This is a genomic window from Phaeobacter sp. A36a-5a (assembly GCF_037911135.1).
GTDB lineage: Bacteria > Pseudomonadota > Alphaproteobacteria > Rhodobacterales > Rhodobacteraceae > Phaeobacter > Phaeobacter bryozoorum.
In genome coordinates this window covers 105,881-130,884 of sequence record NZ_JBBLYU010000005.1, presented here as the reverse complement: position 1 = coordinate 130,884, position 25,004 = coordinate 105,881, and the positions used below count along the sequence as shown (strand labels likewise).

The following is a 25,004-nucleotide window of genomic DNA, read 5'->3' as shown; positions in this document are numbered from 1 at the left end:
TTTAAGTCTTGCGGTTTGTTATATTATAAAATAATAACCTGGGGCAACAAAAGGGGGCTATCATGCGAAAGCGCGCAACGACACGCCAATCAGATGTCCTGACCGTGTTGAAGGCCTGCGACAGGCCGATGACGGCCTATCAAATTCTTGAACAGCTCCAGCTGAGCGAGCCAAGTATAGCGCCGCCGACAGTCTATCGTACGCTGTCGGCTCTGACCGATCAGGGGCGTGCGCATCGCCTTGAGTCAATCAACGCCTTTGTCCCCTGTCGCTGCGACCATGCTGAAAGCGTGCCTGTTCTGGCCATCTGCGAAGACTGCGGATCGGTAGAGGAACACGACGGTAGTGACCTGCTTCCGAAGCTTACAGAACTGACCGATAGAAATGCCTTTAAAGCCCTGCGCCATATCGTCGAAATCCACGGCCTATGCGGCACCTGTGCTGCCTGATCATTTTCCACATTGGACATTGTTATGAAACGAACTCTCTCTCTTCTCGCAATCGTTACTGCCTTGCCTGCATTGGCCGAGGGCACCCGTCAACTTGGCGCGCATGAACACGGCGTTGGCACGCTGAACATTGCGATCGACGGGAGCACGGTATTGATGGAGTTCCAGGCGCCCGGAGCTGACCTGGTCGGGTTTGAACATGCCGCAAAGAGTGCCGCGGATCGTTCAGCAGTTGATGCTGCAATCGCCCGGCTCAGTGATCCGTTGGCCCTGTTTGTTATGCCGGACGCCGCTAGGTGCAGCGTTGGCGAGGCGAGCGCAAAGCTGGAGACTGCCAGTGGCCACGGTCAAGATGTGCATGAGGATCATGCCGAAGATGCCGGGCATGATAACAACCAACACGGTCATAAAGACCACGCGGACGACAAGCATGATGACCATGAGCATGAAGGCCATGCTGAGCATCACACCGAAGAAGCAGATCACGCCGAGTTTCATGCAAATTACATGCTAAACTGCGCCGAACCTGCATCCCTGACGAATATCAGCTTCGCTTACTTCGACGCCTTTCCCAACGTGCAGAAGGTTCAGGTGCAACTGGTCGGTGCATCCGGCGCGCACGCATATCAGATCGAACGTGGCACCCCGATCCTGACGTTGGAGCGTTGAACGTAGGTGACGGATGCAACGCTCGAAATCACTGGACTGGCCTATCGTTGGCGCGGACGAGCCGGGTTCTCGCTGAGTGTCCCGCAATTCTCTCTTGCAGCGGGTGAAACAGTCCTGCTTCTGGGCGAAAGCGGGTCGGGAAAATCAACGCTGCTGTCATTGATCTGCGGTACAATCCTGCCGGATCGCGGCGAGATTGTTGTTGCCGACAGAGATATTTCCCGATTGAGCGGAGGCGCGAGAGATACCTTCAGGGCGGAGCATATCGGCGTTATCTTCCAGCAGTTCAACTTGCTCCCATTTGGATCCGTGATCGACAATATCCTGCTGCCCCTCCGCTTTGCCCCCTCACGCCGAAGGCGGGTCAGCCAGCCCGCCGCGGAGGCAGCACGCTTGTGTTCTGCCCTGGGTCTGCCGGAGCATCTTATCAACGCAAAGGCCAGGACGCTCAGCGTGGGTCAGCAACAACGCGTCGCGGTGGCCCGTGCCTTGATTGGCCAGCCCCCCCTTATCATCGCGGATGAGCCGACCTCTGCCCTCGATAGCAACGCCCAGAACGCCTTTCTCGATGTGCTGTTCACACAGACTGCGTCTACGGGCTCTTCACTATTGTTGGTGAGTCATGATCCCCGTCTGGGCAAAAGGTTCGACCGGGTCATCACCCTTGAGGACATCGCCGAAGTTCAGAAAGGTGTATCATGATTTTGCGGCTGGCGATTGCGTCGCTGTTTGCGCGTGCGCTGACGGTGGGTATGACAATCCTTGCTATCGCTTTGTCGGTCGCCCTTTTTCTTGGCGTCGAAAAGGTGCGAACCGGGGCCAAGGCGAGCTTTGCCGACACGATTTCCGGGACCGATCTGATTGTCGGCGCCCGCTCGGGATCTGTGCAGTTGTTGCTCTACTCGGTATTTCGTATCGGGAATGCGACAAACAACGTCAGCTGGCAAAGCTATCAGGACATCGCGGGCCGGTCCGATGTGGACTGGATTGTGCCGATCTCCCTTGGTGACAGCCACCGGCAGTTCCGTGTGATGGGCACCACCCAAGAGTTTTTTGAGCATTATAGATATCGGCAAGGCAGGTCGTTGACGCTGGCAAATGGCGCCGTCATGGATGATCTTTTTGATGCGGTGGTTGGGGCCGACGTCGCGTCCGCATTGGGTTACAAGGTCGGCGATCCGATCATCGTGGCGCATGGCCTTGCGTCTTTCACCGAACACAAAGATCAGCCATTCCGGGTCTCTGGAATTCTGGGAAAGACCGGTACGCCGGTTGACCGCACGGTCATCATAAGCATGGAGGCGATAGAAGCCATCCATGTCGACTGGCAGAGTGGCGCACAGATCCCCGGTCAGGCGACGCCGGTGGATGTCATCCGTCAGATGGACCTGACACCGAAAGCGATAACGGCGGCCCTCGTCGGTGTCAAAAGCCCGCTCCAGACATTTTCTCTGCAACGTTCCATCAACGAATATCGCGAAGAGCCGTTGCTGGCGATCCTGCCGGGTGTGGCTTTGCAAGAGCTATGGGGTATTGTTGGCATAGCCGAAACCGCGCTTGTTGCAGTCTCGGCTATGGTGGTTGTGACCGCGCTGATCGGAATGATGGCCACGATCTTTTCCAGTCTGAATGAACGGCGCCGCGAAATGGCGATCTTTCGCGCGATGGGTGCAGGTCCGCTAACAATACTTAGCCTGCTGGTGTTGGAAGCGATGATGATGGCCACTCTCGGGGCAACACTTGGATTGGGGTTGGTATATGTAGGGTTGATCATCTCCCAACCCCTTCTCGACAGCGCGCTTGGCTTGTGGTTGCCGATTGATGCGCCAACACTGCGCGAGTTTTGGGTCATTCTGAGCGTTATCTGTGCCGGCATGGTTGTCAGCCTCATACCTGCGATGAGAGCCTATAGAATGTCCGTTGCCGATGGTATGATGGTAAGGATGTAGTGGACTAAGCGAGGTGGACCAAATGATGAACCGCAGAACGGCGTTGATGCTCTTGTCTGGATCAGTGGTTGCCCCAACGGTGGCCTCTGCAGCGACGCCGCGCGAGATCATGTGGGATGACCTGATCCCGCCGGGAGTTCCCTATTCGGAGATCACCGGCGAAGGCGATATGGACGTTGAGAATGACACCTGGCGGCCGATCTACGACGCAAATGCGACGAAGCTGAACGAAGAGCTGAACGGTGTGTATATCAAGATGCCAGGTTTCATCATCCCCTTCGACGTCGGTGCAAAGGGCGTGACGGAGTTCATGCTGGTGCCCTATGTCGGCGCCTGCATCCATACGCCCCCGCCCCCGGCTAACCAGCTTGTGATGGTCACCGCGACAGAACCATGGCCGGGGGATCAGCTCTGGGATCCGGTTTGGGTTACGGGAACACTGCGGACGCAACTGCAATCTACCGCGCTTGGCCAAACGGGCTATTCCATAGCCGCCGACAAGATGGAGGTCTACGTCTGGTGACGAAGCAGCTCGCCGTTTTTCGAAAGCTCCAAGCGAGGCAAGAATACCCCGCTTGAAGCCCAATCGGTCGCTGTTACTTTTTAACAAACTGCCGCGTGTGATCGCGGGGTAGTCTTGCAATTGAGCGGTAAGGCGAAGACCAGGAAACCGGCCGGCGCCGTGAGCCAGAGCTCCTGACTATGTTGATGCAATCTGCTCCGCGAACTTTATCAGCCGGTTCCGCTGAAATTCGACGAAATCGGCGGCGGGCTGGTTGGCCTCGGCAACGCCGCGGAAGGGGTCTTCGACATCGCTCTTGATGCCTGCCATCGTCGCGATCACTTCGTGCGCACAGAAGGGAACCACCGCCTCCGCGTAGCCGCCTTCATGTACCGCAACCAGTCTGCCACCACATAGATCGCGCGCGGCCTTCATCACCGCGCGGGTGAGATAGGCGAATGTGTCGCTGTGGGCCGTCATTCGGCTGAGCGGATCGAAGTTATTGGCATCCAGCCCGCAGGCGACGATGATCAGATCCGGTTTGAATTCATAAAGCGCGGGCAACACCAGCAGCTCCATCGCGTCGGCGTAAGACTGGTGGCCTGCGCCCGGCAGCAGCTCGACGTTCAAGTTGCAGTCGGCTCCTGCTCCCGCGCCGCGCTCCTCCCCCAAGCCGGAGCCAGGTGGGAAGCAGCTTTGCTGGTGAATCGAAATCGTCAGAACATCATCGCGCTCATAAAATATGTCCTGGGTGCCGTTTCCATGATGCACATCCCAGTCAAGCACCGCGACGCGGCCTAGCCCTTTTTCAGCCTTGGCGGCCTCGATCGCGATCGGGATATTAGCCAAGAGGCAGAACCCCATGGAACCATCCCGCCCAGCATGGTGCCCCGGCGGGCGCGACAGGGCATAGGCGTTCTGATAGGTTCCGTCCAGCACATCGAAAACCGCCTGTCGCGCCAGCCCGGCCGACAAAGCGGCAATTTCGTAGCTGCCAGCTCCGAAAGGTGAGAACAGACCAGCATTCCCGCCGCCCGCATCGCTCAGCGCCTTGAAACGCTCAATGTAGTCACTGCTGTGGACCCGCGCCATTTCGCATTCGCTGACTGGCTGGGCCGACTGGACGCCCAATTGGGCGGTCAGCCCGGACACATCCATCAGCGACTTCAGTCGCCGTTTGGATTCCGGCGATTCCGCATGACCGGCGCCGGCGGGCGGTTGAACCCAGCCCCCGACCGGCATGATCAGCGCGTGTTCACCTGTCGTGTGCCACAGGCAGTGTTCGTCAAAGTAGAATCCTGTATCCGGCATTATCGTCTCTCCTCAATCTTCAGGTTGCAGAAGCGCAGCGGCGCATAATTGGCGCGGGCTTAGGCATGCAGCCGCGACCCGGCCAGCTAGGCGGCGCGCGTCAAAGTCTTAGTCATCGTCTCGTCGCCGAGGTTCGAGATTATGGGTCTCTGGCAGCCGTTCTGGCTCTGGGGAGCAGGCGGTCCAGCAGGCCGCTCAGCCCCTTCGGCGCGGTCAGCATCACCGCAACCGCAATGGTGCCGAGGGCAATCTGGCTCCAGCCGGGATAGTCAACGAGCCCCTCTCGCAGGACGACGAACAACAGCACGCCCAGCACCGGGCCGCGGATGGTCCCAAGGCCCCCGATCACGCAGATGAAGATCACGTTCACCGTCCAGTTGATGTCGAAGGCGGCGACTGGCGAGACATAGAGCGTGCCAAGAAAACTGATGGCGCCGGCCATCCCGCACCCCGCCGCCGACAGGACAAAGATGGTCCCTTTGATCCGCCGGGTTTTCACCCCCAGCGAGCGGGCGGCGGTTTCGTCATCGCGCATCGCATGGACATGCAGGCCATAGGGGCTTTGCTGCAGTAGCCACAGCCCCAGGCACAGGCCCGCGGCCAGTGTCAGCGCAAACCAATGCGCCGAGGCGGGCAGCCAGCTGGTATCGATCCGCCGCGCCGCATAAAGCGGCAGGCCGGAGGAGCCTCCGAAGTAGTGCAGCCGACTGACAACGATCTTGATGATCTCTGCAGCCACCCACATACCGATGGCGAAATAGACCTCGCGCAGGCGGAACAGAACCGGGGTCAGGGCAAGCGCCAGCAGCGCCGCCCCGGCCCCGGACAACGGGACCATGATGTAGGGAGAGACAGGCAGGTCCCGTGTAACGGCAAACAAGAGGTACGCCCCGGTGGCGACAAAGGCGTGGTGGCCAAGCGACAGGAGGCCGCCATAGCCCGCCAGCAGGTTCCAGCTTTGGGCGATGGCCAGCAGCACCAGCATTTCGGTCAGCAGCGCCAGCCCGCCTGCATTCAGCGCAAAAGGCGCGGCAGCAAGTGCCGTGAGCAAAAGGACAAGAATTGCGCGGGTCATCGTGTCACCACCTTTCCGGCAAGCCCCTGCGGGCGGATGAGAAGAAAGATCAGCAGCATGAGGTGCCCGTAGAGCAGCCCCGACGCCGGATCAAAGTAGAAGCCCGCCACATGTACCAGCGCCAGGGCGATGCCGCCAAGATAGCTGGCCCAGATTGAGCCAAGGCCGCCGATCACGATCACCTCAAAGGCGATGAGCAGGCGTTCCGCACCGGAAAACGGCGTGATCGAACTGCGTGAGGCCAGCAGCATTCCTGCCAGTGCCGCGCAGGCTGCGGAGACTGCCATGGCAATGGCAAAGATGCGTCGACGGCGGATTGCAAACAGCGCCACGGTTTCCGCATCATCGGAGGTCGCGCGAACGGCGCGGCCCAGCCGGGTCTTGCGCAGGACCAGATGCAACCCGCCGAACAGGCCCAGCGACAGCAGGAAGATACCAAGCGGCAGCCAGCCGATTGTCTGCCCGGCAAGGGTGATGTTGGCGGTCTTGATTTCCCCCAGGTCGATGCTGCGGCTGTTGGCGCCGTAGAGGCCGACCATGGCATTCTGCATCACCACCGAAAGGCCGAAAGTGACCAGCAGCGCAGGCATCGGGTCCGGGCTCAGCACCCGGTTCAGCAGTTGTGCCTGCAGCAGCCAGCCAAAGGCGAAAGCGCCCGCGCAGACCAGCGGCATCAGCAACAGCGGGCTGACGGGCCAGGCCGCGCTGAGCGTGAACAGCACCAGCGCGCCGGCAATGGCCAGCTCGCCATGGGCAATATTGGCAATCCGCATGACGCCGAAGATCAGCGACAGCCCCAGCCCGAACAGCGCATAGAGCCCGCCCAGGAACAGCCCGTTCATCAGGATTTCTATGGCTGCGCTCATTGGTTCTCTCCGAAATAGGCCTGACTCACCTGCTCGAAACAGGCACCATCCGAAGCGCCTGCCAGCGACACTTGCCCGCCGAGCATGCAGTAGAAACGGTCAGAGGCTGCCAGCGCCCTGCGGATGTCCTGTTCGACCAGCACAATGGTGGTGCCGCGCGCCTTGAGGCCGGCCAAAGCCTCATACACCCGATTAACAATCACTGGCGCCAGCCCGAGGGAGGCCTCATCCACCAGCAAAAGCTCCGGGTTGGTCATCATCGCGCGGCCGATGGCCACCATTTGCTGCTGGCCGCCCGACAGCAGACCTGCAGGCCGCTGCGCCATCGGCGCGATTTCGTCGAACAGCTGCAGCACCCGCGGCAGGGTCCAGTGGCCGCGCCGTCCGACATCGCCGCCGATCATCAGGTTTTCCGCCACGGTCAGGGTGGGAAACAGCCGGCGGCCTTCCGGCACCATGGCAATGCCGCGCTGCGCCAGCCCGCCGGGGTCCAGCGCCAGAATGTCCTGCCCGGCAAAGGTCAGCTGTCCCGCCTCTCGTGTGCCCAGCCCGGCAATCGCCCGCAGCAGCGTGGTCTTTCCCGCGCCATTGGCACCGATCAGCGCGACGGTCTCCCCCTCGTCCACATGGGCATCAATCCCGAACAGAGCCTGGAAATCGCCATAGCGCGCGGTCAGGTTCTGCATCTGCAACAGGGTCATGCCGCCGCCCCCAGATAAAGCGCGCGCACCTGCGGGTCGGCGGCAACCACCTCCGGGCGGTCCTCAATCAGCTTGCGACCCAGCGCCAGCATCATGATCCTGTCAGACGCTTCCTGCAGTGCGTGGGCGATATGCTCAATCCACAGGACCGCCAGCCCCGCTTCCTTCAGCCGCTTGACCAGCAGCACCATCTCGGCGGTTTCCTGATCGGTCAGCCCGCCGGACACCTCGTCCAGCAGGATCACTTTGGGGTCGGAGGCCAGCGCCTTTGCCAGTTCGAGCCGTTTGCGGTCCAACAACCGCAGCGCGGTGCCGGGATTGTTGCGGTGTGGTCCCAGACCGGTGATCTCCAGGATCTCCTCCACCCTTGCCCGTGCGGCCGTGGGCGCGATGCCGTGGCTGGCATGCTGGGCCAGATAGAGTGTCTCTTGAACGCTGAGAGAGGCAAATGCGCGCGGCACCTGAAAGGCACGTGCCAGCCCGGCACGGACCCGCCCGGCTGTGTCCAGCCCGGTTACATCCCGCCCTGCCACATGGACCGATCCGCCATCGGCGCGTGTAACATCGGTCAGGAGGTCAAAGAACGTGCTCTTGCCCGCGCCATTGCCCCCCATGATCCCAAGGCAGCTGCCCGGTGCGACGGTGACCGAGACATCCTCGATCACCCGCAGGCCGCCAAACGCCTTGCTGAGATTGCGTGCTTCCAACATGGCTCAGACCTTGGGCAGAGCGATGGTTTCGCTTTCGACGCGAATGTCAGGCGCGAGGGTGTTTTCGGTAATCACCAGTTCAAACGCATGCTTGCCCGAGGACTTGCGCCACTGGCCGCCCGCCAGCTGGGTCTTGGCCACATTTCGGATCGGACTGGAGGCAAAATCCACCGGCCCCACAACCGTCTCCAGTTTTGTGGCAGCAAATACGTCGCGGACTGCGGCGCGGTCCTTGGGGGCGCCGGACTGTACCAGCGCATTCAGACCCACCTCGAACAGCGCATGGCTGTAGCCCAGCGTCTGCACCCATTGCGCGTTGCTGTCTGCTTCCCAGGCACCGGCCAGTTCGCGGGCGCTTTGCCCCGTGAAGGAAGAGGCGAAGGGCACATTCGGGGTCCACCAGACCTCAGTCGTCATGCCATCGCCGCGCGCGCCCATCGCCTCGATCGCCTGCGGGAACAGAAAGGCCGCAGCAAAGGTGCAGGCCTTTGGGGTGTAGCCCGCCTGCCCCGCCTGATTCCAGAAGGTGATCCAATGCGGCGGGAAGCCGAAGCCAGTCACAATATCGGCGCCGGCGTCGCGGAAGCGGCTGACCTGGGCGGAATAGTCATCCGCGTCGATCTTGAACATGCCGCCATCGGTGCGCGAATACCCGCCCCTCTCGATAAAGCCCGGAAGCCCCATCGCCGGATCGGCAAAGGCCTGTCCGACCGGGTTGTCGAGATAGAAATCGCCAACGCTCTTGTTGGTGTCGATCTGATCCCAAAGCCGCACAAAGGTGCTCATGGCGTCATCAGCCCCCCAGAAGAAATGGAAGGTCCAGGGAAAGCCCTGTTCCGGGTTGGAGCCGCGCGGGAACATCCAGGCTTGCCACGGTTGCATCGTGCTCATCGTCGGGATGCCGTGGATATCAGCGATCTCGCCCAATGCCACCGCCGCATCGCCGTCGTTGATCAGCAGCATATCGACCTGATCGCGCAGGATCAGCTCATTGCCCGCAGAGATCGACCGGTTCATGTTGGACTGGTTGTCCTTCACGATGATCTCCACCTCATGGGAGCTGCCACCTGAGTTCAGCCCGCCCTCCAGCTGCTTGCGGATGCTGTCGACCATCCACTGGTCCGATGTCCCGAACGAGGCGCGGGGCCCGCTCAGCGGCGAGATGAATCCGATCCGCAGCTTCTTGGAAGCAGCGGTTGCAATGGATGGCATCGCCAGTGCGCCGGTTGCGGCGGCCGTTCCGGCTAGGAAACTGCGGCGGCTGAAAGATGTGAGTTTGGTCATGGTGATCCTCCCTGTTTCCTAAACGGTATGGAAGGGCGAACGGGCCAGACATAGTGCAGATGCACTATCATCGACCGGATTGTTTACAGCTTTGCAGCGCTCGCAGGAACGTCGATGGAGCCACATGAAATCAGCGGCATAGCGAAGGAATGAAGGTGTCTGAAACGCTACGGGTGCAGCTCTAGCGCAGCTGGCTGCCCGCCAGTCGCAGCAGTTCGACTTTGCTGTGAACGCCGGTTTTCCGATAGATGGAGGCCGCCTGATTCCGCACAGTATTGACCGAAACGCCGACGTCTTCGGCAATCGCCCGCATCGTCGCGCCGGAAATCAGCAGCTCCGCAACATGGCGTTCCTTCGGGGACAGGCGGCTCAGGGGGCTGACCGGCTGTGCCGAAATCAGCCAAAGGTCGTCAGAGTAACGGGAGCGGCCGAAGGTCGTCCCGGAGGGCGGGGTGATCACAGTATGACCCGCCAGTTCCCGCATCATGGCCGTCGGCTTCTGCCCCGGCTCAAGCCCGTCTTTCACCGCCGCATTGAAGCCGGAAGAGCACAAGAACAATTCGCCCTCATGGTCCAGCAGCGCCCATTCGTTGCAGGGGTCCACCCGCAATCCTAGGTCCAGCTGTAAGCACATCGACAACGCCTGCTCCAGATGCCGTAGGATGGCCAGAAAATCCGCAGTCTCTGTGTCGGTAAAGGCTGGCTTCTGGCCATGCCGGTAAAGCGACATGAAAAAGTTGAACGGCCCTTCGCGCACCTTGCAATGGCCGTTCAGCATCTGGGTCAGATCGAATTCCTCGGCGAAGACCTTAAACCCGGGATCTGTCACAGCATCCTCGACCGACAGCGACCGGGCGTACCGTTTCAGGGAACGGCCGGTACGCACAAAGGGGTCATTCACCAGATGCGCTTTGACCTTGGGCTCGAACCCCTCCGGCAAACCGCTGACCATCGTATGGACCATCGCGATCTTGCCGCCCCGGAAAACCGACCAGCCCCACCAGGCGGAATCAAACACCGTAATGCCGCGCATCAGCCCGATCATGTACTGCTGGAAATGCAGCGGCGTGTGGGTGTTGGCCTTGTCCATCAGGCTCAGTACAAATTCACTCAGATCATAGCGGTTCATGAGGTCCGGGTATCCCGCGCCAAGCTGCCAAACACATAGTGCATCTGCACTATACAGCACCTCCCTTTCCCTGGCTAGCGTTGGCGTCAGCGCCCCGGGACTGCCGAGGGCATGCGCAAATCCAAGGGAGGATTACACCATGACTGCAACCCTGAAAGACGTGATCGCCGAGAAGTCGCGCCAGTTCGAGGCGGACTTTGCCGCTGGCGATGTCGCCGCGCTGGTGGAGGGCTACTACACCGCCGACCCGGTGGTGATTGGCCAGGGGATCGGAACCTTTACCGGGCGCGATGGTGCCTCAGCCTACTTCCTGGGCGCGGTGCAAGACATGAAGTTGGCCCAGCTCTCAACAATATCGGTGCAGCAAGAAGGCTGCAGCGGGATTGAGACAGGCCGCGTGGTACTGACGCCGCGGGCCGAGGGCGCAGGCGATATCCATCTGGCCTATGTGGTTGTCTGGCAGAACGGTGACGACGGCTGGAAGGTCCATATGGACTATTTCATGCCCGCCGCCTGACCTGCTGCCAAGGAGGACACCCTATGACATTTGAGATGACAATCGGCGGCGCGCCCGCGCCAGCTGCCGCCAGTTTCGACGTTGCCAACCCGGCAGGCGGGCTGGCAGGCCAAGCACCAAACGGAACGCTGGCGGACCTGGATCGTGCGGTGGCAGCCGCGCAAGCAGCCTTTGCCAGCTGGTCGCAGCTGCCCGACACCGAACTGCGGCGCTATTGCGAAGCCGCTACGGACAAGATCGCGGAGCACGCTGAGGAGCTCGCGCAGCTAATCACCGCCGAACAGGGCAAGCCGCTCAATGGCCTCGGATCACGTTTTGAGATGGGCGGAGCTCAGGCCTGGGCCGGTTACACCGCTCAGCTGTCGCTGCCGGTCAAAGTTCTGCAGGAAGACGCCGAAGGTCGGATTGAGCTGCATCGCAAACCGCTTGGTGTCGTCGGCTCGATCACCCCTTGGAACTACCCGGTGATGATTGCGATTTGGCACATTCTGCCCGCGCTGCGGACCGGCAATACAGTGGTGATAAAACCCTCCCCGCTGACTCCGCTCAGCACGCTGCGGCTTGTGGCTTTGCTGAACGAGGTGCTGCCTGCGGGAGTCCTAAATTGTGTCGCCAGCGACGACCAGGCTGACAATCTGGGGGCAGCAATGTCTGCCCATCCGGGGATCCGCAAAATTGTCTTCACCGGCTCTTGTGCAACGGGCGCGAAGATCATGGCCTCGGCCGCGCCGACGATGAAGCGGCTGACGCTGGAAATGGGCGGCAATGACGCGGGCATCGTGCTGCCGGACGCCGATCCGCAAGCAATCGCCGAGGGGCTGTTCTGGGGCGCCTTCATCAACAACGGCCAGACCTGCGCCGCGCTGAAGCGCCTTTATGTGCATGAAGACATTCACGATGCAGTCTGCGCCGCGCTGGTGGAATTTGCCCGCACCATTCCGGTGGGTCCGGGATCCGACGAGTCCTCCATCCTTGGCCCGCTGCAGAATCCCATGCAGCACGCCAAGGTGTCCCGTCTCGTAGCAGCGGCCCGCGATAAAGGCCAACTGCTGCTGGGCGGCAACCCTGGTGAAGGGCTGTTTTTTGAGCCGACCATCATTGCCGGTCTTACCAATGGTGATGCGCTGGTGGATGAGGAGCAGTTCGGTCCAGCCCTGCCGGTTATCAAATTCCGCGACGTTGAGGAGGCGATTGCAGCCGCCAATGACAGCCCCAACGGGCTGGGCGGATCGGTCTGGTCCAGCGATATTGCCAAGGCGCGAACAGTGGCGGCACGACTGGAGTGCGGCTCAGTCTGGATCAACAAGCACGGGGCAATCCAGCCCAACGCGCCATTCGGCGGGGTGAAATCCTCGGGGCTCGGCGTGGAATTCGGCGAGGAAGGACTGGCAGAATACACCGATATCCAAGTGGTGTTCACCTGAACGGGCGGCCGGGGCCGCAGCCCCGGCCCTATCCTGCGTTGTCGTAGCGTTCCCGTGCAGTCATGATTTCCGGGTGCTTCTCTACCGCCCAGGCGGCCATCGCGCCGATAGGGTCAAACAAGGATCGGCCCAGCTCGGTAATGGCATAGTCAACCCGCGGCGGGATCACCGGTGTGACCTTGCGCGCCACCAGCCCATCGCGTTCTAGCTGCCGCAGGGTCTGGGTCAGCATCCGCTGCGAAACATCGGGGATTGCCCGTTGAATTTCTGAAAACCGGTATTCCCCGTCCCGCAGCAACAGGATCACCAGCAGGCTCCATTTGCCGCTGATCTGCGCCAGCACGGTTCGGATCGGGCAAAGATCCAGACCCAGCTCTCGTTCGATTTCCTCACGCCGCTTCATGGATTTTCCTTAGTTACCAAAAAGTGCCTTCTTCCACATAGGAACTGCACTTCTTAATAGTAACTTATGTGACCGACTCAGGCAACAGCCACGAAGGAGACTTGAATGACCATTTTCGAGAAAGCGGCAACAACAGCGGTGCTGGCCGCAGCCGTAGCAACCTCTGCAGCCGCTGATCCCGCAGAAAACAAGGCCACCGCCCGGACTCTTCTTGAGCAGGGCCTCGCTAAAGGCGACCGCGAGTTTATCCGCGCGCATGTCGCCGAGGATTACATCCAGCACAACCCGCAAGCCGCCGATGGGCGCGAAGGGCTGTTGGGCTTTGTGGACTTCCTTGAAACGCTGGATCCGCCCGTGCAGGTCAACCCCATCCGGGTGTTCGGTGATGACAGCTTTGTGGTGATCCATCAGACAGCGGAATTCTTCGGCCCCAAGGTGATCATCGACCTGTTCCGCTTTGAAGACGGTAAACTGGTTGAGCATTGGGATGCGATCCAGGATGAAGTGACTGAAACCGCCAGCGGCCGTTCCATGATTGATGGCACCACCGAAATCACAGATCTGGACAAGACCGAAGCCAACAAGGCACTGGTTACCGGCCTCGTCACCGACGTGCTGATGGGCGGCGACCTTGCCAGGATCGACGACTACATCCGCGCCGACTACATGCAGCACAATCCTTATGTGCCAGACACCCGCGACGGGCTGAAGGGGTTCATCGCCTATTTGGCCGAGAACGAAATCTCCTTTGGCTACACCGAACTGCACAACGTGGTGGCTGAAGGCAATTTCGTAATGACCCAAGCTGCAGGCATCTACGACGGCAAACCCACCGCTTTCTATGACCTCTGGCGCGTCGAGGACGGGCTGATCGCCGAGCATTGGGACGCGGTGCAGGAAATCCCCGCCGAATTCGCCCACGGCAACGGCATGTTTTGATTCACAACCCCTTTAACTTCACGTCCAACGGAAAGGATACGCAATGACCAAAATCCACCTTCTCAGCACCCTCGCCGCTCTTGCCATCATGACAGGCGCAGCCGCTGCAGCAACTTACAAGACAGATCCTGGCCACACTGAGGTTCGCGTGGGCTGGAACCACGCCGGCGTCTCAATGCAGCACGGCGAATTCACTGCGGTCAGCGGCACGCTGGAACTGGATCCTGCAAACCCGGAGACCGCCAGCGTCACAGCGGCCATCGCAACGGACAGCTTCTTCTCCGGCGTCGAAGCGCTTGATCAACATGCCAAAAGTCCGGATTTCCTGGACGCAGGCACCTATCCGGAGATCACCTTTACCAGCACCGGTGTAAAACTCACCGGTGAGGATACAGCCGAGATTACCGGCGATCTGACCTTGCACGGTGTCACCAAACCGGTGGTGCTTGAGGCCCGCCTGACACACCTTGGCGCGCATCCGGTCGGTCAGTTCTTTGATTACTACAAAGGCGACTGGGTGGCTTTCTCCGCGTCGGGCACAATCGACCCGACAGATTTCGGCGTCGGCAGCAGCATCCCGTTGGGCCAGTTGACCATCGAAATCGACACCGAGCTTAAAGCTGCCGAATAAGCTCAGGTCTCAATATACCAAGTATTCCGACACCGGGGCGCCAGCTTCGGGGTCGGAGTCTGCACATCAGACTGGTAGATTCAGCGAAACGGTCCATAATGGAGGATATCCACCATGGAGTTGGTCACAGCTTGCGGTTGCGAACCAAGGGTTCACGAAATGCCTGAAGCCGACATCCATCGTGCTGTTCAGTTGTTGACCATTCAGAACGTAGGTAATCACTTGCGTATTAATGCGCTGCAGCAAGCTTAGCGAGCGTTCTAAGTCAAAGGAGCCGCACAGCTGCAACGCATTCTAAGGTTCTTCAAGCGACTGGACACCCTAGGCAGAGGTGGTTCGGGTGGTTTGAACAGTTTCCGGCCGTTTCGTAGGTAGATTTCCCGCTCGATTATGCTGCGACCGGGATTTGTCGCAACGGTTTGAGATGTGCCTGATCGGGCGTCTGCCCGTCCAGCGATGAGTGCGGCCTCCTGCTGTTATAAAACGCCAGATATCGGCACAGGCTCTCGCGGGCTGCTGACACGCTTTCATACGCGCGCAGGTAGACCTCCTCGTATTTGATCGTCCGCCACAGCCGTTCGACAAAGACGTTGTCCCGCCACGCACCTTTGCCGTCCATGCTGATCTGGATGCCCGTGTCCTTCAGCGTCTTGATGAAGTCGATGGACGTGAACTGGCTGCCCTGATCCGTGTTCATGATCTCGGGCTTGCCATGACGGCGCATGGCATCAATCAAGGCCTCGATGCCAGGGCCGGTTTCCAGTGTTGTCGACAACCGCCAGGCCAGAATCTTTCGGCTGAACCAGTCCAGCACCGCAACGAGATAAACAAATCCGCGCGCCACGGTGATGTAGGTAATGTCCATCGCCCAGACCTGGTTTGGCCGTGTCACAGCAAGCGTTCTCAGCAGACTGGCCTTGGCGAGCGCTTCGCCTAAAAAATCGTTTTCCAGCGTCAACTGGCCTATCTTCGCGTGCAACGATTTGACATCGATCTCGGGCTCCTTCGTCCCGGCACGCTGCCGGATCAGGAGCGGAAAATCCACCTAGCTCAACTGTCCATATTTCTCGGGCCAAATCTAATGGCCGCTCTATCTCTCTTCGCAAAGATCAGGGAAAAGCTGCTCTGGCGTGGTTTGCAAAGCGTCCGCCAAAGCCTGCTCAATCTTCGCAGATCGACACATTCTTTTTCCTACCAAAGTGACAGCAGAGTCAGTCACGCCCAATTCGCGGGCGATCTTTGTGAGAGAGCTTCCCCGGACGCGAAGATCGGCCCTGAGGCGTTCATGTCGATCTAACTGTTGTTTTGTGGGCTGACGCATGTTGGCACAATGACGCAGCGCAAGTTTTAGGACAACACGGAACGCCAGCGAGCAGTGTTCGGATGCTGGGTGAATGTTGCGCGGAAGAGTTCGGCCGGGACTCTGTTGGGTCAATGATGTGACGGAAAAGTCAAACACCTCTTACGTCATACAAATGGGGGAAGTGGCGGACCGAGGAGGATTCGAACCCCCGACCCCTTGATTCGTAGTCAAGTACTCTATCCAGCTGAGCTATCGGTCCACTGCGGCGGGGTTTAAGCGTAGCGGCGCGGGTGTGCAAGTCAAAAGCGAGGGGTTGGCCCTTTTTTTGGCTGACCCCTGAAACGGCTTCTTACCCGGATCAATCAGAACCCCAGTTTGGACCGGGTCTGTTGAACCTGGGCCTGGAATTTATACCCACGGACGAGACCCGCATCTTTACCCATCGGCCACCATTCGGGATCGTTCGGCCAGCTTCGCCAGATGACACCCCAGGCGTCAACCACATGGCTGATGCAGGATTTGTCGTTCGCGCTGGCTCCGGCACGGCGTCCGCTTGGGTAGTACCAAACGAGATCCTGGCACATCTGCCCGTTTGCATCGACCGCCCAGGTTCCTGCGCCCAGGTTGTCGCTTTGGTCGGCACACCAGGCGCGCGCCTGACCGCCCGGTGCGAAATAGATGCCTCCGCCGCAGTTGTTGGTCCAGAGTTCAGTCTTTCCCGAGTATATTTTTGCAATTTTCTGCGGATTGGCAGTTTTTGCACTGCGCGGCAACGGGTCTGCGGATGTTACCGCAGGTAGAGTGCAAAGCAGCGCCGCAGCAATCAGGTTACGTTTAACACTAGTCATCATTTACCTCCTCGGGTCTACCTGGAATCTGTCATCTTGATCTGCTGAACCGCTCTCCAGGCGCGAAGCTTGGAGCGTCAGTATATCAGAACAAGAAGTGATCGGCGTCCTGCAACTCTGTGTATGCCATGTTTTCGACGATCACGGTGACATCGGCAAAATAGATTGCCGCGTCATCGCCGACCTGACCAAAATCGACATCCTGCATGCTCTCCGCTCCGCGGCCAAGCTTGATGCGGTCCACACCCACCTCAAAATCGGTGATGCGATCAGTGTGATCGCCCTCATTGAAGATAAAGATATCCGCCCCCGCTCCGCCGGTCATCACGTCATCACCGGCCCCGCCAAATAGTCGGTCCACACCGGCGCCGCCACGCATCGTGTCGTTGCCAGCCCCACCGATCAAACGATCGTTGCCCCGGCCGCCCCCGATGAAATCGTCACCAAGACCGCCAAAGATACGGTCACGGCCGATGCCGCCGCGCAGGATATCGTCGCCGCCGTTCCCGTGGAGCGTATCTGCACCGGAGCCTCCGCGGAGGTTGTCGATCCCCAGACCACCCGTCACGAAATCATTACCCCCGCCGGCAGCGACCGTGTCGTTTCCGGCGCCAAGTGAAATGCGATCGCCGCCGCCATAGGTACGGATGGCAGTCACATTGCTGTTGAGGAGGGCAGTGATCTCGTCGTCACCAGAGAGCAGCTCACGGGCCAAATCGTCGGCAGGCAGTGAGGCAAAGCGATCAAAGGTCATCGAGATATTGGAAACTGATACGATTGGGGTGCCGTTCAGGGAGTGGTCCATCGAGTAGATCTGCCAATCCGCCTGGTCCTCGCTGGAAAAATCCCCGCCGAGGCGCAGCACGGATCCATCGGCGCCCGTCTGTTCAAGCTCGGTGGCAGAAACAACGGTACCGAAAGAGTCGCGCGAGGTTTCAAAGCTGTCAAAGGCCAGATAGTTACTCAGTGAAGATACGCCTGGAAACGACGCAACGAATACATTTGCCATTGTGGGCTCTCTTTCACACTGGTTGGAACGATTTGACTAAAAGCTGATAGGTTTATTCGGCGCTGCGGGCAAATATTTGGCGCCTTAACCATATTAACGGACTGTTAATGGGCGTCTGCGGCGTACAAACGACGAAATTTCGTGCGACTGTTTCCAATACCGCCATGGAAGGACCCGCGCTCTCCGCTCTAGGGGGAACACCGATTCTCTTAGTTCAGGTCGTTTTTCTCATCTCGATTCGGCCGGCGGTCTTCTGCGCCAATGCGTCGCCTCGATGCGCTGTTTTTCGCCGCTGAGGTGCTCAGTATAGCAGTCAGAACCGCCGATTCCCGTCCACCCTCTGATAGGTTCTTGCTATGCAGAATGCGCATCCGCCGAGGTGATTGAGCCAGCAAATGTCCCATAAGCTTTTGAAATATTTTTGAAAAACAAGCTATACGCATTTTGCATAGCCGCTTTGCAATCGGCATTGGATTGTTCGCGACCCCTGCGATACCGATGAAGTAACAATACAGTAACGGGAGGACGAATAATGAAACATTTTGCGAGTACGCTCGCTGTTGCCACTCTGACGGCAACCCTGAGCACGGCCGCGATGGCCGAGGTGACCATCAAGGTCGCCTATGACGCTGATCCGGTTTCGCTGGATCCGCATGAGCAGCTTTCCGGCGGAACGCTGCAGCTGTCGCATATGGTATTTGATCCGCTGGTCCGCTGGACCAAGGATCTGCAGTTCGCTCCGCGGCTGGCAGAAAGCTGGGAGCAGATCGATGAAACCACCATGCGGTTCAAGCTGCGCGACGGTGTCACGTTCCACAGCGGCAACCCGCTGACCTCGGCAGATGTTGACTGGACGTTTGATCGTCTGAAGTCCAGCCCCGATTTCAAGGGTATCTTCGCGTCTTTCACTGACGTCGAAGTCATCGACGAGCTGACTTTCGACCTGAAGACCTCCGAGCCGTATCCGCTGGTCCTGCACACGGCGACCTACATCTTCCCGATGGACAGCCAGTTTTACTCCGGCACCACCGAGGATGGCAAAGAAAAGGCCGAGCTGGTCAAGCACGGCGACAGCTTTGCATCGCGCAACCTGTCCGGCACCGGCCCCTTCACTGTCACCGAGCGTGAACAGGGCGTGAAAGTCGTCTTTGATCGCTTTGATGGCTACTGGGACACCGCTTCCGAAGGCAACGTCGACAAGATTATCCTGACGCCGATCAAGGAAGACCCGACACGTGTCGCAGCCCTGCTGTCTGGTGACGTTGATTTTATCGCACCTGTTCCGCCAACTGATCTGAAGCGTGTCGAAGAACACGAAGGCACCACCCTGATCACCGAACCCGGCACCCGTATCATCACGTTCCAACTGAACCAGAACCGTGTTGAAGCGTTCAAAGACGCACGTGTTCGCAAGGCGATCGACTATGCGGTGAACAACGCCGGCATCGTGGATCGCATTATGCGCGGCTTTGGCACCGTTGGCGCCCAGGCAAGCCCGGCCGGCTATCTCGGCTATGACGAGAGCCTGACCCCGCGCTTTGACGTTGAAAAAGCCAAGGCTCTGATGGCCGATGCTGGTTACGCCGATGGTTTCTCGGTCACCATGATGGCGCCGAACAACCGCTATGTGAACGACGATAAAATCGCTCAGGCCGTTGCTTCGATGCTGGCAAAGATCAACATCAAAGTTGACCTGCAGACCATGCCCAAAGCGCAGTACTGGCCGACATTTGACGAACGCGCTGCCGACATGATGATGATCGGCTGGCACTCCGACACCGAAGACTCCGCGAACTTCCACCAGTTCCTGACGCATTGCCCGGACGAAGCCACCGGTAACGGTCAGTACAATTCCGGCAACTACTGCAACCCGGAAGCCGATGCTCTGATGGCTGAAGCCAATGCGACAACCGATCAGGCGAAACGTGGCGAACTGCTGCGCAAGCTGGAAGGCATCCTTTATGAAGACGCGGCCTTCATTCCGCTGCACTGGCAGAACCTGGCCTGGGGTGCTCGTGATGGTGTCCACGCTGAGAAGATCGTGAACGCTCTGAACTTCCCCTACTTCGGCGATCTGAAAGTAGACTGATAACTCTTAGGCCGGGGCGGCGTCGCTGCCCCGGCCGATTTGCCACCAATTCCCAGATTTTCACCACTTCTTTATGGGCATGTCCCTGCCGCCCGTCGGGCGTCAATGGCGTTGTGCCCATCAACAAGTGACTGATACAAGGTAACTCCAACATGCTCGCCTACCTCGTGAAACGCGTGTTTCAGGCTATCGCGGTGATGTTTGCCATCTCGCTGATCGGCTTTGCCATCCAGGACAATCTCGGCGACCCCCTGCGCGAACTGGTCGGTCAGTCCGTTTCGGAAGAGGTCCGCCAGCAACTGCGCGACGAATTGGGTCTGAACGACAGTTTCGTGACACAGTACATCCGATTTCTTGGAAATGCCCTTCAGGGCGACCTCGGCACCAGCTATTTCTTCAAAGAACCCGCGCTCGACGTGATCCTGAAGAAGCTGCCCGCCACTTTGGAACTGGTTATGGGTGCAACCCTGATCATCGTCGGCCTCTCCGTACCCTTGGGCGTTTATACAGCGATCAAACCGAATGCGTTCTTCAGCCGCTTGATCATGGGAGTCTCGATTGTCGGTATCTCGATCCCGGTTTTCCTGACCGCAATCCTGATGATTTTTGTCTTCTCGGTGGAACTCGGATGGTTCCCATCTTACGGGCGGGGCGATGTGGTGCATGTCTTTGGCTATTGGGAAACTAATTTTGCGACCGCAGATGGCTGGGTGCACATCCTGCTGCCTTCGGTCGCGCTGGCATCGATCATGCTGCCGCTGTTCGTACGCCTGATCCGGGCTGAGATGATGGAAGTGCTGCAAAGCGAATACGTGAAATATGCCCGAGCCAAGGGCATCCGCCCCGGACGCATCTATTTTGTGCATGCGCTGAAGAATACCTTGTTGCCGGTGATCACCGTTGGTGGTGTGCAGATCGGAACTATGGTCGCCTACACTATCCTGACGGAGACCGTCTTCCAGTGGCCAGGCATGGGGTTCATGTTCCTTGAGGCGGTGAACCGCGTCGATACCCCGTTGATCGTGGCATATCTCATCATTGTGGGCTTCATCTTTGTGGTGACCAACACAATCGTCGACCTGATCTATGGGCTCGTCAATCCAACAGTCAATATTGCGAGGATGGGCGCATGAGCAGCCTTAGTACAAACCAAACCACCCCGTCGCGGTTTAGTCGCCTGTGGAACTCCAACATGGGCTACAGCTTTCGGCGCAACCCCGTGGCGATGGTATCCTTTGCGGTGTTCATGGTCATCACCCTCGCCTCGATCCTGGCACCGGTGCTGGCACCGTTTGATCCCTATGATCCGGCCCAGATCGACATTATGAACAGCGAATACCCGCCAGCCTGGATTGACGGAGCCGACCCCCAGTTCGTGTTTGGCACCGATGATCAGGGACGGGATCTGTGGTCGACGATCCTCTACGGCACCCGCCTGTCCCTGCTGATCGGTCTTTGCGCCGTCGCCTTGCAAGCCTTCCTCGGGATCTCAATCGGGTTGGTGGCCGGCTATGTCGGTGGGCGGCTCGACAGCCTTCTGATGCGCTTTGCCGATATCCAGCTGTCTTTCTCGACGTTGATGGTCGCTATCATCTTCCTCGCGGTGACACAGGCGATGTTTGGCAGCGAGACCTTCAACCAATATGCGATCTACTTCCTGATTGCAGTGATCGGCGTCGCCGAATGGCCGCAATATGCCCGAACGGTACGCGCCACTGTTCTTGCTGAGAAAAAGAAGGAATATATCGACAGCGCCCGCGTGCTGGGCTTCGGCCCGATGCGGATTATGGTGCGGCATATTCTGCCGAACTCGCTGTCGCCGATCTTTGTGATTTCGACGGTGCAGGTGGCGAATGCGATTATTTCCGAGGCGTCACTCAGCTTCCTGGGTCTTGGGATGCCCCCCAGTCAGCCCTCGCTCGGATCGCTGATCTCCTCCGGTTTTGACTATATCTTCTCCGGCAGCTGGTGGATCACCGCCATCCCCGGTGTGGTTCTCGTTGTCCTCGTTCTTGTCATCAACCTCTTGGGTGACTGGATGCGTGACGTGCTGAACCCGAAACTCTACAAAGGATAATAGCGATGTCGTTGCTTTCCGTTCGCGACCTCACGGTCAAATTTGCGATGCGTGATCACACCGTCACCGCATTGAACCAGATTTCCTTCGACCTTGGAAAAGGCGAGCGTCTGGGCATCGTAGGTGAATCCGGGGCCGGTAAATCCATCACCGGTTTCTCTCTGATGAACCTTCTCAGCCGGCCCGGATATATCGACAGTGGTGAGATCCTTTTTGGTGGCAAGGATATCGTCAAACTGTCCGACGCCGAGATGCGTACGATCCGTGGCAATCGCATGGCGATGATCTTTCAGGATCCGATGGTCACTCTGAACCCGGTCCTGACGATCGGCCAGCAAATGGTCGAAACGCTCAAGGCGCACCGCTCGCTCAGCCAGTCTGAAGCGGAACAGATCGCTATTCTGAAGTTGCGGGAGGTCTATATCCCCTCGCCCGAAGAAAGGCTGAACCAATATCCCCACGAGCTGTCCGGCGGCATGCGGCAACGGATCATCATCGCGATGGCGCTGCTTCTGGATCCGGAGCTGATCATCGCAGATGAACCGACAACTGCGCTGGATGTGACAATTCAGGCGGACATCATGGAGTTGCTGCTCGAACTCTGCCAGTCCAACAAGGTTGGCCTGATCCTGATCACTCATGATCTTGGCGTGGTCAGTCAGATGACCGAGCGCACCCTCGTCATGTACGCCGGTCGTCTGATCGAGGCAGGTCCGACGCGCGAGATTATCAACGACCCGCAACACCCCTATACCCAAGGGCTGATCAACGCGTTGCCGCAACAGACCCTGCCCGGCCAACGACTGAAACAGATCCCGGGCAACATGCCGGGGCTGACATCCATCCCCCCCGGCTGTCCCTTCAGCGCTCGCTGCGAATATGCTGTCGACCACTGCCGCAAGGTGTTGCCGGAAACAGTAAGCTATCGCCAGGTTGAGGTCGCCTGCCACGAAGTCTCCCGCCTGCAGAATACCAGCCTTGAGGAGGCAAGCGTATGACAACCCAGATACAAGACAGCAAACCTTTGCTTGAGCTGAAGAATCTTGAGAAACGCTTTGAATTGGATCGCGGGTTTCTAGAAACCATCAAGCTGCGCGGTGGTCGCATCACCCGTGAGAAACGCGCGGTGCATGCGGTCAACAATGTCTCGCTCACCGCGGACCGTGGCGAAGCGTTGTGTATTGTTGGTGAATCCGGCTGCGGAAAATCTACTGTAGCGCGGCTGGTTGCCGGGCTGCTGACGCCCAGCGGCGGCGAAATCCACTATGATGGTCAACGGATCGACGATCGCTCGCGCGGGGAAATGATGCCCCTGCGCAAGAAGATGCAAATGATCTTTCAGAATCCCTATGCCTCCCTGAACCCGCGCATGACCATCCAGCAGGCGTTGGAAGAACCCGTTCGCCACCACAATCCGTCGCTGTCGCGTGGCGAAGTGCGTGATAAAGTGTCGGAGGTCATGCGGTCTGTTGGTGTGGATCCGAGCTGGTCCAGCCGCTATCCGCATGAATTCTCGGGTGGCCAGCGCCAGCGGATCGCAATCGCCCGGGCATTGACTGTCGACCCCGAGTTCATCATCGCGGATGAACCGATTTCGGCACTGGATGTCTCGATCCAGGCACAGGTTCTGAACCTGATGTTGGAAGCCAAGGACCAGCGGGGACTGACCTATTTCTTCATCACCCACGACCTCAGCGTGGTGGAGCATTTCGGGACGCGCGTTGCGGTGCTCTATCTTGGTACGCTGTGTGAGTTGGCCGATACCCGGACATTGTTTGAAAACCCCAAACACCCCTATACCAAGGCGCTGTTGTCCGCGGTGCCACAGCTCAAGGATGAAGGGCCAAGTCACATCCGGCTGCAGGGCGAAATCCCGACACCCATCAACTTGCCTCAAGGTTGCCCCTTTCAAACGCGCTGCGCATTTGCGAATGCTAGATGTCGCGAGTCGCGTCCGCGTCCACTACGGCAAGCAGATGGTAGCACCGTTGCCTGCCACGCGGTCGAAGAGAACCGGCTCGACGGCTAAACACCGGGACCCCCGGCCCACTGGATGACCCCAGAACGGACCTAGGCAAGTTGGATATAATCTGGCTCAGAGACTTTGAAGCGCTGACAACGCACAAGAATTTTTCGCGTGCTGCAGAAGAGCGGAATGTCAGCCAACCCGCATTCTCCAGGCGTATCCGCGCCCTGGAGGATGAGGTTGGTGTGAAGCTGATCAATCGACAGACCTTCCCGCTGTCGCTGACGCCTGCTGGGGATGTGTTTCTATCGCAGGCCAAAATCATCCTACGCACCTATTCCGAGACGCTGGAACGCTGCCAAACGATTGACGCTGCGGGGGAAAATGTCATCCGCTTTGCGTCATCTCAGTCGCTTTACATGACCCATTTCCGGGACCATATCGAACCGTTGATGGAGGCCGGCGGGTTGGATGTCGATCTCAACTCCACCAGTTGGGCGGCAGATCAATTCGTCACTGCCTTGCAGCAGCGCTATTGCGACGTGATCCTGACCTACTGGCATCCCGCAATGGATTTCCTGTCGCCGCTGGAGGTCAGCAAATGCGATTACTTGACGCTATCAGAGGATGAATTCATCCCGGTGTCAAAAACGGATGCAGGTGGACACCCGCTTTTCCACCTCGGCCGCGATACCAAACGACAGATTCCGCTGCTGTCTTATGGCAGCGCATCCGCGCTGAGATCGGTTCTGGATCACACCTTGCGCCAGCAAATCTCGCCTCCAAATCTGCTGGTTGTAAACCAGAACTCTCTCGCGAACTCGGTCAAGGCGATGATCCTGGAGGGGTTCGGCCTTGGCTGGCTGCCGCGCAAGCTGTGCGAGGATGAATTGAGCGATGGGCGTCTGGCGCTTGCCGGCGGAGAGTCGTTTGTCACGCCAATTTCGGTCCGTCTGTACCGCGAGACCGAGAATACCAAACCCACATTGAATAGCCTTTGGCGCAAGATGGGCAACAGTGCAGCGATCGTCGGCTGACAACAACAACGCGCGGACTGTTATCTGACTGTTACGGGTCGGCCTCATGCTAGGAATGTTTTGAACCCCTCGCAATCCAGGGCAGGCAAAAAGGCGCTCGTCATGACGTTTCTCTC

26 protein-coding genes, 1 tRNA gene and 1 pseudogene are annotated in these 25,004 nt (G+C 58.9%); 15 read left to right on the top strand and 13 right to left on the bottom strand.

The window, feature by feature from the left end; genetic code table 11:
* The first annotated feature begins 62 nt into the window (after nucleotides 1–62).
* From WLQ66_RS17715 to WLQ66_RS17695, 5 genes are read left to right on the top strand one after another with little or no spacing between them, the layout of a single operon-like run.
* On the top strand, nucleotides 63–449 hold the full coding sequence (locus WLQ66_RS17715; RefSeq protein WP_340547659.1) for a Fur family transcriptional regulator: 387 nt from the start codon (nucleotides 63–65) through the stop codon (nucleotides 447–449).
* 24 nt (nucleotides 450–473) lie between these two features.
* Complete coding sequence (zrgA, locus tag WLQ66_RS17710) at nucleotides 474–1,118, top strand: zinc uptake protein ZrgA (protein WP_340547658.1); 645 nt, start codon at nucleotides 474–476, stop codon at nucleotides 1,116–1,118.
* A gap of 6 nt (nucleotides 1,119–1,124) precedes the next feature.
* Nucleotides 1,125–1,820 (top strand): ABC transporter ATP-binding protein, encoded by a 696-nt coding sequence (locus WLQ66_RS17705; protein ID WP_340547657.1) that lies wholly within the window; start codon nucleotides 1,125–1,127, stop codon nucleotides 1,818–1,820.
* Nucleotides 1,817–3,067, top strand: a complete 1,251-nt coding sequence (locus WLQ66_RS17700) for an ABC transporter permease (RefSeq protein WP_340547656.1) — start codon at nucleotides 1,817–1,819, stop codon at nucleotides 3,065–3,067. The genes WLQ66_RS17705 and WLQ66_RS17700 overlap by 4 nt, the downstream gene beginning before the upstream one ends.
* Nucleotides 3,068–3,089: 22 nt before the next feature.
* Entirely contained in the window at nucleotides 3,090–3,590 is a 501-nt protein-coding gene (locus tag WLQ66_RS17695) for a DUF3299 domain-containing protein (protein ID WP_340547655.1), read from the top strand.
* A 177-nt stretch (nucleotides 3,591–3,767) separates the two neighbouring features.
* On the opposite strand, the gene WLQ66_RS17690 is transcribed toward WLQ66_RS17695, so the two are convergent.
* From WLQ66_RS17690 to WLQ66_RS17660, 7 genes are all read right to left on the bottom strand, one after another.
* Nucleotides 3,768–4,880, bottom strand: coding sequence for a histone deacetylase-like amidohydrolase (locus tag WLQ66_RS17690; protein WP_340547654.1), 1,113 nt, complete (start codon nucleotides 4,878–4,880; stop codon nucleotides 3,768–3,770).
* 139 nt (nucleotides 4,881–5,019) lie between these two features.
* Nucleotides 5,020–5,955, bottom strand: a complete 936-nt coding sequence (locus WLQ66_RS17685; protein ID WP_340547653.1) for a branched-chain amino acid ABC transporter permease — start codon at nucleotides 5,953–5,955, stop codon at nucleotides 5,020–5,022.
* Entirely contained in the window at nucleotides 5,952–6,821 is an 870-nt protein-coding gene (locus WLQ66_RS17680; RefSeq protein ID WP_340547652.1) for a branched-chain amino acid ABC transporter permease, read from the bottom strand. Before WLQ66_RS17680 ends, WLQ66_RS17685 begins: the two co-directional genes overlap by 4 nt.
* Entirely contained in the window at nucleotides 6,818–7,522 is a 705-nt protein-coding gene (locus tag WLQ66_RS17675; protein ID WP_340547651.1) for an ABC transporter ATP-binding protein, read from the bottom strand. The genes WLQ66_RS17680 and WLQ66_RS17675 overlap by 4 nt, the downstream gene beginning before the upstream one ends.
* Complete coding sequence (locus WLQ66_RS17670) at nucleotides 7,519–8,232, bottom strand: ABC transporter ATP-binding protein (RefSeq protein ID WP_340547650.1); 714 nt, start codon at nucleotides 8,230–8,232, stop codon at nucleotides 7,519–7,521. Before WLQ66_RS17670 ends, WLQ66_RS17675 begins: the two co-directional genes overlap by 4 nt.
* A 3-nt stretch (nucleotides 8,233–8,235) precedes the next feature.
* The gene (locus tag WLQ66_RS17665) at nucleotides 8,236–9,516 is read right to left on the bottom strand and encodes an ABC transporter substrate-binding protein (RefSeq protein WP_340547649.1); all 1,281 of its coding nucleotides are present in this window, start codon (nucleotides 9,514–9,516) and stop codon (nucleotides 8,236–8,238) included.
* Between the two features lie 181 nt (nucleotides 9,517–9,697).
* A complete protein-coding gene (locus tag WLQ66_RS17660; protein ID WP_340547648.1) occupies nucleotides 9,698–10,645 on the bottom strand; it encodes a helix-turn-helix transcriptional regulator in 948 nt (315 codons plus the stop codon).
* Nucleotides 10,646–10,784: 139 nt separating this feature from the next.
* Here WLQ66_RS17660 and WLQ66_RS17655 point away from each other — a divergent pair, with 139 nt between their 5' ends.
* Both WLQ66_RS17655 and WLQ66_RS17650 read left to right on the top strand, forming a co-directional pair.
* Complete coding sequence (locus WLQ66_RS17655; protein WP_340547647.1) at nucleotides 10,785–11,162, top strand: nuclear transport factor 2 family protein; 378 nt, start codon at nucleotides 10,785–10,787, stop codon at nucleotides 11,160–11,162.
* Between the two features lie 23 nt (nucleotides 11,163–11,185).
* Entirely contained in the window at nucleotides 11,186–12,586 is a 1,401-nt protein-coding gene (locus WLQ66_RS17650) for an aldehyde dehydrogenase family protein (protein WP_340547646.1), read from the top strand.
* A 28-nt stretch (nucleotides 12,587–12,614) separates the two neighbouring features.
* Here WLQ66_RS17650 and WLQ66_RS17645 read toward each other — a convergent pair whose 3' ends face one another.
* Entirely contained in the window at nucleotides 12,615–12,989 is a 375-nt protein-coding gene (locus WLQ66_RS17645) for a winged helix-turn-helix transcriptional regulator (RefSeq protein ID WP_340547645.1), read from the bottom strand.
* A gap of 105 nt (nucleotides 12,990–13,094) precedes the next feature.
* Between WLQ66_RS17645 and WLQ66_RS17640 the strand changes: the two genes are divergently transcribed.
* Both WLQ66_RS17640 and WLQ66_RS17635 read left to right on the top strand, forming a co-directional pair.
* Complete coding sequence (locus tag WLQ66_RS17640) at nucleotides 13,095–13,928, top strand: nuclear transport factor 2 family protein (RefSeq protein ID WP_340547644.1); 834 nt, start codon at nucleotides 13,095–13,097, stop codon at nucleotides 13,926–13,928.
* 43 nt (nucleotides 13,929–13,971) lie between these two features.
* Nucleotides 13,972–14,559 (top strand): YceI family protein, encoded by a 588-nt coding sequence (locus tag WLQ66_RS17635; RefSeq protein ID WP_340547643.1) that lies wholly within the window; start codon nucleotides 13,972–13,974, stop codon nucleotides 14,557–14,559.
* Nucleotides 14,560–14,947: 388 nt separating this feature from the next.
* Here WLQ66_RS17635 and WLQ66_RS17630 read toward each other — a convergent pair.
* The 5 genes and pseudogenes from WLQ66_RS17630 to WLQ66_RS17610 all read right to left on the bottom strand — a co-directional run.
* A pseudogene (locus tag WLQ66_RS17630) lies at nucleotides 14,948–15,469 on the bottom strand (IS3 family transposase); the annotation flags it as partial.
* A 180-nt stretch (nucleotides 15,470–15,649) separates the two neighbouring features.
* A complete protein-coding gene (locus WLQ66_RS17625; RefSeq protein WP_340547742.1) occupies nucleotides 15,650–15,880 on the bottom strand; it encodes a helix-turn-helix domain-containing protein in 231 nt (76 codons plus the stop codon).
* 164 nt (nucleotides 15,881–16,044) lie between these two features.
* Nucleotides 16,045–16,121, bottom strand: a tRNA-Arg gene (locus WLQ66_RS17620).
* 103 nt (nucleotides 16,122–16,224) lie between these two features.
* The gene (locus WLQ66_RS17615) at nucleotides 16,225–16,710 is read right to left on the bottom strand and encodes a DUF995 domain-containing protein (protein ID WP_340547642.1); all 486 of its coding nucleotides are present in this window, start codon (nucleotides 16,708–16,710) and stop codon (nucleotides 16,225–16,227) included.
* Between the two features lie 85 nt (nucleotides 16,711–16,795).
* Nucleotides 16,796–17,719, bottom strand: coding sequence for a calcium-binding protein (locus WLQ66_RS17610; protein WP_340547641.1), 924 nt, complete (start codon nucleotides 17,717–17,719; stop codon nucleotides 16,796–16,798).
* 532 nt (nucleotides 17,720–18,251) lie between these two features.
* On the opposite strand from WLQ66_RS17610, the gene WLQ66_RS17605 reads away from it, so the two are divergent.
* The 6 genes from WLQ66_RS17605 to WLQ66_RS17580 all read left to right on the top strand — a co-directional run bounded on the left by WLQ66_RS17605 (nucleotide 18,252) and on the right by WLQ66_RS17580 (nucleotide 24,888).
* A complete protein-coding gene (locus WLQ66_RS17605) occupies nucleotides 18,252–19,808 on the top strand; it encodes an ABC transporter substrate-binding protein (protein ID WP_340547640.1) in 1,557 nt (518 codons plus the stop codon).
* Nucleotides 19,809–19,960: 152 nt separating this feature from the next.
* Complete coding sequence (locus WLQ66_RS17600; RefSeq protein WP_340547639.1) at nucleotides 19,961–20,941, top strand: ABC transporter permease; 981 nt, start codon at nucleotides 19,961–19,963, stop codon at nucleotides 20,939–20,941.
* Nucleotides 20,938–21,885, top strand: coding sequence for an ABC transporter permease (locus tag WLQ66_RS17595; protein ID WP_260102074.1), 948 nt, complete (start codon nucleotides 20,938–20,940; stop codon nucleotides 21,883–21,885). Before WLQ66_RS17600 ends, WLQ66_RS17595 begins: the two co-directional genes overlap by 4 nt.
* 5 nt (nucleotides 21,886–21,890) lie before the next feature.
* Entirely contained in the window at nucleotides 21,891–22,883 is a 993-nt protein-coding gene (locus WLQ66_RS17590) for an ABC transporter ATP-binding protein (RefSeq protein WP_340547638.1), read from the top strand.
* Nucleotides 22,880–23,914 (top strand): ABC transporter ATP-binding protein, encoded by a 1,035-nt coding sequence (locus tag WLQ66_RS17585; protein WP_340547637.1) that lies wholly within the window; start codon nucleotides 22,880–22,882, stop codon nucleotides 23,912–23,914. Before WLQ66_RS17590 ends, WLQ66_RS17585 begins: the two co-directional genes overlap by 4 nt.
* Nucleotides 23,915–23,964: 50 nt before the next feature.
* Nucleotides 23,965–24,888 carry a LysR family transcriptional regulator gene (locus WLQ66_RS17580; RefSeq protein WP_340547636.1) on the top strand — a complete coding sequence of 308 codons (924 nt, stop codon included), beginning with the start codon at nucleotides 23,965–23,967 and terminating at the stop codon, nucleotides 24,886–24,888.
* Nucleotides 24,889–25,004 lie beyond the last annotated feature (116 nt).

Bases quoted from the DNA above. Each gene is read 5' to 3' on its own strand.
- WLQ66_RS17715 (WP_340547659.1), top strand. From the start codon at position 63: ATGCGAAAGCGCGCAACGACACGCCAATCAGATGTCCTGACCGTGTTG.
- zrgA (WP_340547658.1), top strand. From the start codon at position 474: ATGAAACGAACTCTCTCTCTTCTCGCAATCGTTACTGCCTTGCCTGCA.
- WLQ66_RS17700 (WP_340547656.1), top strand. From the start codon at position 1,817: ATGATTTTGCGGCTGGCGATTGCGTCGCTGTTTGCGCGTGCGCTGACG.
- WLQ66_RS17695 (WP_340547655.1), top strand. From the start codon at position 3,090: ATGATGAACCGCAGAACGGCGTTGATGCTCTTGTCTGGATCAGTGGTT.
- WLQ66_RS17690 (WP_340547654.1), bottom strand. From the start codon at position 4,880: ATGCCGGATACAGGATTCTACTTTGACGAACACTGCCTGTGGCACACG.
- WLQ66_RS17685 (WP_340547653.1), bottom strand. From the start codon at position 5,955: ATGACCCGCGCAATTCTTGTCCTTTTGCTCACGGCACTTGCTGCCGCG.
- WLQ66_RS17680 (WP_340547652.1), bottom strand. From the start codon at position 6,821: ATGAGCGCAGCCATAGAAATCCTGATGAACGGGCTGTTCCTGGGCGGG.
- WLQ66_RS17675 (WP_340547651.1), bottom strand. From the start codon at position 7,522: ATGACCCTGTTGCAGATGCAGAACCTGACCGCGCGCTATGGCGATTTC.
- WLQ66_RS17670 (WP_340547650.1), bottom strand. From the start codon at position 8,232: ATGTTGGAAGCACGCAATCTCAGCAAGGCGTTTGGCGGCCTGCGGGTG.
- WLQ66_RS17665 (WP_340547649.1), bottom strand. From the start codon at position 9,516: ATGACCAAACTCACATCTTTCAGCCGCCGCAGTTTCCTAGCCGGAACG.
- WLQ66_RS17660 (WP_340547648.1), bottom strand. From the start codon at position 10,645: ATGAACCGCTATGATCTGAGTGAATTTGTACTGAGCCTGATGGACAAG.
- WLQ66_RS17655 (WP_340547647.1), top strand. From the start codon at position 10,785: ATGACTGCAACCCTGAAAGACGTGATCGCCGAGAAGTCGCGCCAGTTC.
- WLQ66_RS17650 (WP_340547646.1), top strand. From the start codon at position 11,186: ATGACATTTGAGATGACAATCGGCGGCGCGCCCGCGCCAGCTGCCGCC.
- WLQ66_RS17645 (WP_340547645.1), bottom strand. From the start codon at position 12,989: ATGAAGCGGCGTGAGGAAATCGAACGAGAGCTGGGTCTGGATCTTTGC.
- WLQ66_RS17640 (WP_340547644.1), top strand. From the start codon at position 13,095: ATGACCATTTTCGAGAAAGCGGCAACAACAGCGGTGCTGGCCGCAGCC.
- WLQ66_RS17635 (WP_340547643.1), top strand. From the start codon at position 13,972: ATGACCAAAATCCACCTTCTCAGCACCCTCGCCGCTCTTGCCATCATG.
- WLQ66_RS17625 (WP_340547742.1), bottom strand. From the start codon at position 15,880: ATGCGTCAGCCCACAAAACAACAGTTAGATCGACATGAACGCCTCAGG.
- WLQ66_RS17615 (WP_340547642.1), bottom strand. From the start codon at position 16,710: ATGACTAGTGTTAAACGTAACCTGATTGCTGCGGCGCTGCTTTGCACT.
- WLQ66_RS17610 (WP_340547641.1), bottom strand. From the start codon at position 17,719: ATGGCAAATGTATTCGTTGCGTCGTTTCCAGGCGTATCTTCACTGAGT.
- WLQ66_RS17605 (WP_340547640.1), top strand. From the start codon at position 18,252: ATGAAACATTTTGCGAGTACGCTCGCTGTTGCCACTCTGACGGCAACC.
- WLQ66_RS17600 (WP_340547639.1), top strand. From the start codon at position 19,961: ATGCTCGCCTACCTCGTGAAACGCGTGTTTCAGGCTATCGCGGTGATG.
- WLQ66_RS17595 (WP_260102074.1), top strand. From the start codon at position 20,938: ATGAGCAGCCTTAGTACAAACCAAACCACCCCGTCGCGGTTTAGTCGC.
- WLQ66_RS17590 (WP_340547638.1), top strand. From the start codon at position 21,891: ATGTCGTTGCTTTCCGTTCGCGACCTCACGGTCAAATTTGCGATGCGT.
- WLQ66_RS17585 (WP_340547637.1), top strand. From the start codon at position 22,880: ATGACAACCCAGATACAAGACAGCAAACCTTTGCTTGAGCTGAAGAAT.